The organism is Caldisericia bacterium, assembly GCA_021158845.1.
GTDB lineage: Bacteria > Caldisericota > Caldisericia > B22-G15 > B22-G15 > B22-G15.
In genome coordinates, this window is the sequence record JAGGSY010000149.1 from 1 (window position 1) to 7180 (window position 7180).

Annotated in this window: 4 protein-coding genes; 2 read left to right on the top strand and 2 right to left on the bottom strand. The window is 36.9% G+C overall.

Annotated features, from left to right (window positions below; translation table 11 throughout):
• Positions 1–1641 (bottom strand): hypothetical protein (locus tag J7J33_05330; protein ID MCD6168699.1); only part of this gene is annotated, 1641 nt, incomplete at its 3' end.
• A gap of 84 nt (positions 1642–1725) precedes the next feature.
• Positions 1726–5283, bottom strand: a complete 3558-nt coding sequence (locus tag J7J33_05335) for a copper amine oxidase N-terminal domain-containing protein (GenBank protein MCD6168700.1) — start codon at positions 5281–5283, stop codon at positions 1726–1728.
• A 99-nt stretch (positions 5284–5382) separates the two neighbouring features.
• Here J7J33_05335 and J7J33_05340 point away from each other — a divergent pair, with 99 nt between their 5' ends.
• Positions 5383–6918 (top strand): hypothetical protein, encoded by a 1536-nt coding sequence (locus J7J33_05340; protein ID MCD6168701.1) that lies wholly within the window; start codon positions 5383–5385, stop codon positions 6916–6918.
• Between the two features lie 50 nt (positions 6919–6968).
• A partial coding sequence (locus tag J7J33_05345; protein MCD6168702.1) for a hypothetical protein occupies positions 6969–7180 on the top strand: 212 nt, incomplete at its 3' end.

The window sequence follows — 7180 nt, forward strand, 5'->3', positions numbered from 1 at the left end:
ATCACCAGCATTTACTGCACCACTATTATCTACATCTTTATATATATATTCACCATAATAATAGTTTGCATAAAGTTTTGCACCAGAATCTGCATTTGACAAAGTTATGTTTCCTGTCCATATACCATTGGTAAGATTTATAACATTTGGCGAAACACTACCTCCGAGAGTTGATACAAAAAGTTTAACGTTACCGCTCCAAGCAGTAACTATTCTTCCTGAACCATCCACAGCTTTAACTGTTATCTGGAAAGGACTATTCACGCTCTGATCAGGTATTGGATCGAAGACGAAACTTACTGGATCTGGATCAGAAACAGTAAATGTATTGGATGTTCCATTTCCAACAGTTAGCCCAGGATCAGAAACAGTAATTGTCATGCTACTATCTGCAGTATCCAAAGTTATATTTCCAGACCAGACACCATTTGTGAATGGGCCTACAGTTGATGGAGTAACGGTTCCAGCAGATGATGTAAGATTTGCATTGAATCCTATACCACTGAAGGATTGATTTACATTTCCAAAACTATCAACAACTTTTATAGTTATTGAGAAAGGATTTCCTCTTGTCTGAGGACCAATTGGATCAAACTGGAAAGTACAGGAAGATAGTGGTTCAGGTTGAACATTGAGAGTTAAATTCCCTTTAATTAAGGGATTTGAGGCATCTTCAATATATATGGTTTGAGGTCCTGCAGTACATAGAGTTACTCCACCAACAAATGTATTAGTACCACCTGAAAGAGAAGAATCAGAAGGTAAAACAACATTCGTATTTGGATCTGTCGTTGTAAAATGAACAGTTCCTGTATAGTTTGTTATCGTGTTTCCAAATTCATCCACTGCTGTTACAGTTAGATCAAAAGCCTCTCCTGCTGTAGGCGTTGAAGGGGAAGCAGTAATATCAAAATGGTGGAGTGTGGAAAAACCTACTGTTATAGCAGAGGATGTAGAAGATATAGAACTATCAGAAACAGTTATTGTCTGGCTTCCTGCTGTCTTTAATGTAACTCCATTTACAAAGGTGTGAACACCATTATCAGCAGGAATAAATGTATAAGTTGATGGAGAAAATACTGCTTGAGGATCTGTGGATGTAAAGATAACAGTCTGATTGTAATCAGCAACAATGTTATGATATACATCATGAACTATAACCGTGAAAGTTATGGAATCACCGGCAATTATGTTTGTAGAAGAAAGATCTATTTTAAAATGATTTGGGACTCCGCCAGTTACCTGAAATCCCGATGATGTCCCATTTATACTTCCGTCATCCGCAGTAATGGTTGCTGTATTCCAAGGGATTGATATGTTTGAGCCTGAAAGGGTAACAGAAACGGTTTTAACTCCAGCATCTGCTGCTACAAAGGTATATGGAAGAGCTGGTGTTGAGGCAGAAATAGTCAATCCAACAGAAGAGTTTACTGTAAGATTTACACTCCCTGTATATCCAGCATCAACAAGACCATTTGAATCTAAGGCTTTTATGGTTATATTAAATGGGACTCCAATTTTTGCAGTGGAAGGAACTATCACTTGAAAATGAGTGGCATCTCCACCATAAACCTTTGGTACCCATACAAATAAAAGGGATAAAATCACAATCCACAGAAGGATTTCCCTTCCTCTTCTCATAATATAAACCTCCTTTTCATTTTCTAAATCCTCCTAACTTTCTTAACCTATTTTTACTCTTTATTAAACAAAAAATCAAGGATTTTACCCTCCTCTTGGATAAATTATAACAACTTTTCTCTCCTCTGGTAACCAGTTAACCTCTGCTCCCAATCCTTCTGCTATGAATCTAATTGGAACAAAGAGTCTTCCCTCTCTTATAATTGGCTCTACATCCATTGTGTAGGGTTCGCCGTTTATGGAAGCTACATTGGAATCTGGTGAAACTTTTATTGTGATTTTCTCTCCATCCTCAAGAACAATGGTTGCAACTCTTACAACAGAATCCCATTCCACATCTGCCCCAAAGGATTCAGATATGAACCTTAAAGGAACCATGGTTCTCCCTTTGTATATAAATGGCGGGTAATCAAGGAATTTCTTCATATCATTGACAAAAGCCTCTCTATTTCCTATGGTGAGTTCTATCCTTACTTTAAGAATTAATATTACTGCAATACTCTTTCTTGTGATATTTCCTGCTCTATCTTTAACCACAAATTCCAAGGCATTGGTCCCACTTCTTTCAAGTTTTACCTCTCCAAAGAACCTTCCATCTTCCCTCACTGGTATAGGCTTCCCATTCACTTTAAGCTCAACTCCCGGTTCTGTCTTACCTTTTACCTCAATAACCTTTGTATGAACTGTAATCCAAGGAGAAGGGTATTCAATCTCTATATCTGGAGGAATCGTGTCTCTTATAACTTTAACTCCCCTAAAGGTTCTATTTCCTGCAACATCAATCACAACAAAGGATATAGTATTTGCCCCTTCATTTAGAGGAATATTTGTCTTGAAGAAACCACTTGAACCAATAGGAACTCTCCTTCCCTGAATGAGAAGGACAGAAAGGGGTTCTGAAACATTGCCTGTAATCTCTATACTTTCTTTATTTACATACATTCCTTCTCTTATATTCAAATTCATTATAACAGGTGGTGTGGTATCCAATTTAAATACGAAGCTCTTGGGTAGTTCTTCACTTCCGAGATGGTCTCTTGCAAAATAGTAAAGCACATGAACTCCCTCTGGAGGAGTAATTACACCTGTATACTTGCTCCATGCTCCATTGTCCCATCTGAAGAATATGTCTGGATTTTTATCATACTTTGATTTTGCCTTAAGCTCAATGATAGGTGTTGTCTTGTACCAGCCATTCATTCCATCTGGTGTCTCTGGTGAAACTTTTATCTCTGTTTCTGGAGGTGGGTAAACAAGGAAGGATGGGAAAAGTACCTCACCTGTCTCTCTTGAAGTATATACCCATAGAGAATACTCTCCCTCCTCTTTTATCTTTATTCCCGCATCTTTGAGTATAACAACTGTCACCTCTTCCTCTCTGGCTATGGGGATGGGTGTCTTAATTGTTAATAAGTTATTATTAATTGAAACATTTGATGTAAGTGGGATATTTTTGATCTTCACATAATCCTTGGGGATATAGGATGGTAAATCCACTCCCTCAGAAAATCTAATATAGATGTATTCCCCCTCTCTCATTGAACCACCAGGACCTGTCTTAAACTTTATCTCAAAGGAGAGATTCATTCCAACGGTGGGTGGCATAACTTTTACAGAGATGGGGGTAATCTTTGATTCAGTAAGTGTGTAAAGGTTTGATAAAACCTCTGTAGGTTCCTTCTCTGTCCAGACCTTGAGTTTATAAGAACCAGGAATTCCCGGGTTTTTTATGCCTGCCTCCCTTGAGATAATTATAACAACTTCCTCCTCATCTCCAAAACTAACTGGAGTTTTTATGGTAAGTAATCTATCAGTTTTATCAATATCTGGAGATTTATCTAATATTTCGCCATTTATCGTTATCAGGTGTCTATCAATTGAATCTGGTAGTTTTGTATAAGATGGGAATTTAATATAAATTCTGTCTCCTTCCTCAAGAGATCCATGCTCTCCTGTTGTGAAACTTATCCTGTATTCTGCCTCCACTTTCGTAACTGAAGGATTAATGCTTACAGTTAGATTCTTTATCATTGATTCAACAATCTTATAGTAGTAAGAAGTGATATAGGTGGGCTCCCTGCTTGTTGCAACAGTTAAATAGTAGTTTCCAGGCTCTGTAGGATTCTTTATACCGCACTCTTTTGTAAAAACTATCTCCACCTCCTCTTTTGGTTCAACACTTACAGGCATCTTTATTGTCACCTTTCTCCCTGAAGTTGAAACCTCATAAGCATCAAATCCATTTATCTTTACATCCTCTTCACTTATTAAATCCGGAACATAAGTATCAGAGGGAAATTTCACACTGATGACATCAAAATGTGCCCTTAGATTTCCAGATGGCCCTGTCTTGAAAGTGATGGTGTATTCAGCTACTGCAGAAATTACATTTGGATTAACTTCAACTTTTGGTCTTGATATGACAGATGAGTATATTACATATGAATGTGAGGTCACGACAGTCGGCTCCTTGGAAGTAGAAACCCTCAATCTGTATGTACCTGAGCGAGTTGGGTTAATAATTCCTGCTTCAAGAGGAAAGGTCACCACTATGTATGCTCCCCCTGAAAAAGTATAGGGAACTGTAATCCTCACAGTTCTTCCATAAACATAATGTGCAACTGCTGGATATCCATTTATTAAAACATCATAATACCAGAGCCCTGAAGGAACATAGGTATCGTATGGAAATGTTATCTCTATCCAATCAACTCCACCAGTAAGTCCTCCACCTGGACCAAGGGAAAATCTTATCTCATACTCAGCTGGACTTCCAGCGTAAGGAGGATTCACATATACCCTTGCAGGAGTAACATAACTCCTTACATAGACATCTGCTGAACCCCAGATGGTGTATGGTGGGCCACTTGGAGGATAAAAGGCTTTCAATTTAAAGTGCCCCCAGTCAGTTGCCTGAATCGTTACCTCATCTACATTACTTATGGATGTGGTAAAAATAGCGTTCCCAGAAGGTGGAGTATCAAGTTCAATTTCCCAATTGAATTTATCTTCCCATCCATATATACTGAAAACACCTGTCCTTTTATTTCCAAACTGGTCAAAACTCTCTGCTATAAATGTCTTAGTCTCTCCCACTGACATATACCAGGGATGCGGGTTTATTGTGATATTTGATATAAGATCAGGAATGATTAAAATACTTCCACTCCTTGATTCACTGGCTGGTACTGAATTGTAATCAATCCTCACTGTTCCTGTCATATTTCCAGCATGGGTTGGATTCTTTGCATTTGTTATATCAACAGTTATACTTCCTGTTTCACCAGAATTCTGATCAGATGTAACATCAAGAATTATAGTGTTTCCATTATGGGAATTCACACTGATTGAAACACTTCCAAAAGGAGTTGCATTAACTCCAGCTGATGTAAAATCAAATCCAGATGGAAACGTAATTGTTATTTTATCCCCATTTTGTAAAAGATTTCCACTGTCATCGAAGTCTATTGTAACTTGCCAATGGGCATTTGTATTACCTGCAGTATTATCACCCTGTGTATCCTGTCCTCCAAGACTTACAGCATTAAAAGTTACTCCTGTTAAAGCTCCCTCTACCCGCTTTACCCAGAAGAACGGAGCAACTAACAAAACAACCAGTGTTAGTATTATAAGTTTCTTCATCTTTTTCACCTCCTAATTTTATAAACCAGTCCTTTCAAGTTTTAGATATAAAAGGAAATGATTTGTTTCTTTTGTTTTAAAATATTGTATAATGAAACCATGAGTGAAGAACTTGAAAAAAAGATTTTAAAGGGGTTTATTGCAGATAATTTTACAATTTCCAGAGCTTTCTCTGAAGGATTTAATCCAGATTACTTTGAAAACTCCAAGACGAAACTGATACTTTCAGCAATCCTTGATATATACGAAGGAAGAGCTGAGATTGGTGTTATAGATCTTGAAACTGTAAAAAGACAGTTGGAAAAGAAAGGATTGTTGGATAATGAAATAAAAAAAACTCTTGATGAAATAGAAAAGATTGAACCACCTCCCCTTGCAGTAATAATATCCTATATAGACATTTTAAAGATAAGGCATGGAGAGAGGAAACTTTTAGAAATTTCCCTTGACATGAAGGATTTTGTTGAGAGGAGGGGACCACATAAAGCTGAAGACATTGCCCAATTTGCATCAGAAACTGCGGAGAAATTACACGACATTGCAAGGGAGAGGCTTGTTAAAAAACTTGTTCCATCTATAAAACATATGGACACAATAATAAAGGAGCTTGAGGGAAAGAGGATATTCCATGGTTATAGTATTGAACCCTTCACCTCCCTTGATAAAACTTTGCTTGGATTAAGGCCTGGATTCTACTATGCCATTGCAGGTGCTCCAAGAAGAGGAAAAACTAATTTCTTGCTTCATCTTGCGTTGAATGTTATAAAAAACGATAGAGTTCCAGTCCTCTTTTACTCGTGGGAGCAGACAGCAAGAATTCTCTCTTTGAGAATACTTTCACAGGAAGCAATGATAAACCCAGTGACAATACTCTCTGGAGAGTTAAATGAAGAGAATGTAGAAAGAATAAAAAAATCGTATGAGACTTTGCAGGATTTAACTTCCCTCCTCTACATAGTGGAGGGGACAAGAAACGACACACTGGAGAAGATAGAGGCTCACACCTACAATATTATGCAATCCCATAGAACAGACAAAATTGTTTTGTTCCTTGACTATATTCAAAAAATACCAACGGAGAATTTGAATCTAACTCTTGAGGAAAAGGTTGATGAAATTTCAGGAAAAATTGCAATGCTCTCTCTAAAATTGAACTGTCCGATAGTTGCGGTATCTGCACTTGATAAAGAAGGATGTAAACTTGATGAGGAGGGAATTGATAGGCCCACAATGTTTCATTCAACTGGCGGTGGAGATATAGAGTATGATTCAGATGTGGCTATGGTGCTTGTAAAGAACCATAAAGAAACTAAGGAACTTATGGAAAAATTTGACATTCTTGTAAAGAATAAAGAACTTAAAAAAGAAGATGTTCCAAAGATTGATATAATTGACCTGTATATTGACAAAAATAGAGATGCTCCAGAGGGAGTATCAAACATAATCCAGTACCTCTTCTTTATAGAATCCAACAAATTTATAGAAATTGGATACAAAGATTTAAGAGAGAAATACACATATAGAAAGATTGGAAACATTATAGAAAACTTAAAAAAAATGGGGATTATAAAATTAAACTCAACTTCAAAGAGAAAAGAGGGGGAGATAGGATTTTCAGGTTTCAATCCGATATAAATATCCAAAGATAAGTTCTATAAACTTATATCCTTACGAAAGGAGGTATTATGAAGATAAATGAAATTTTTAAAAAGTATAAACCTCTTTTTGATCACGAGATAAATAAGTTTTCCTCCATGGGGATTCCGAAGGATGAGATAGAGAGTGAAATTAACAACCTTGTTTTAAAGGTAAGCAAGCTAAATTTAGATGAGTTATCCACTGGAAAGTATTTAAAGGCATCCATAGAGAATAACCTTAGAAAATTGATCAACAGGAG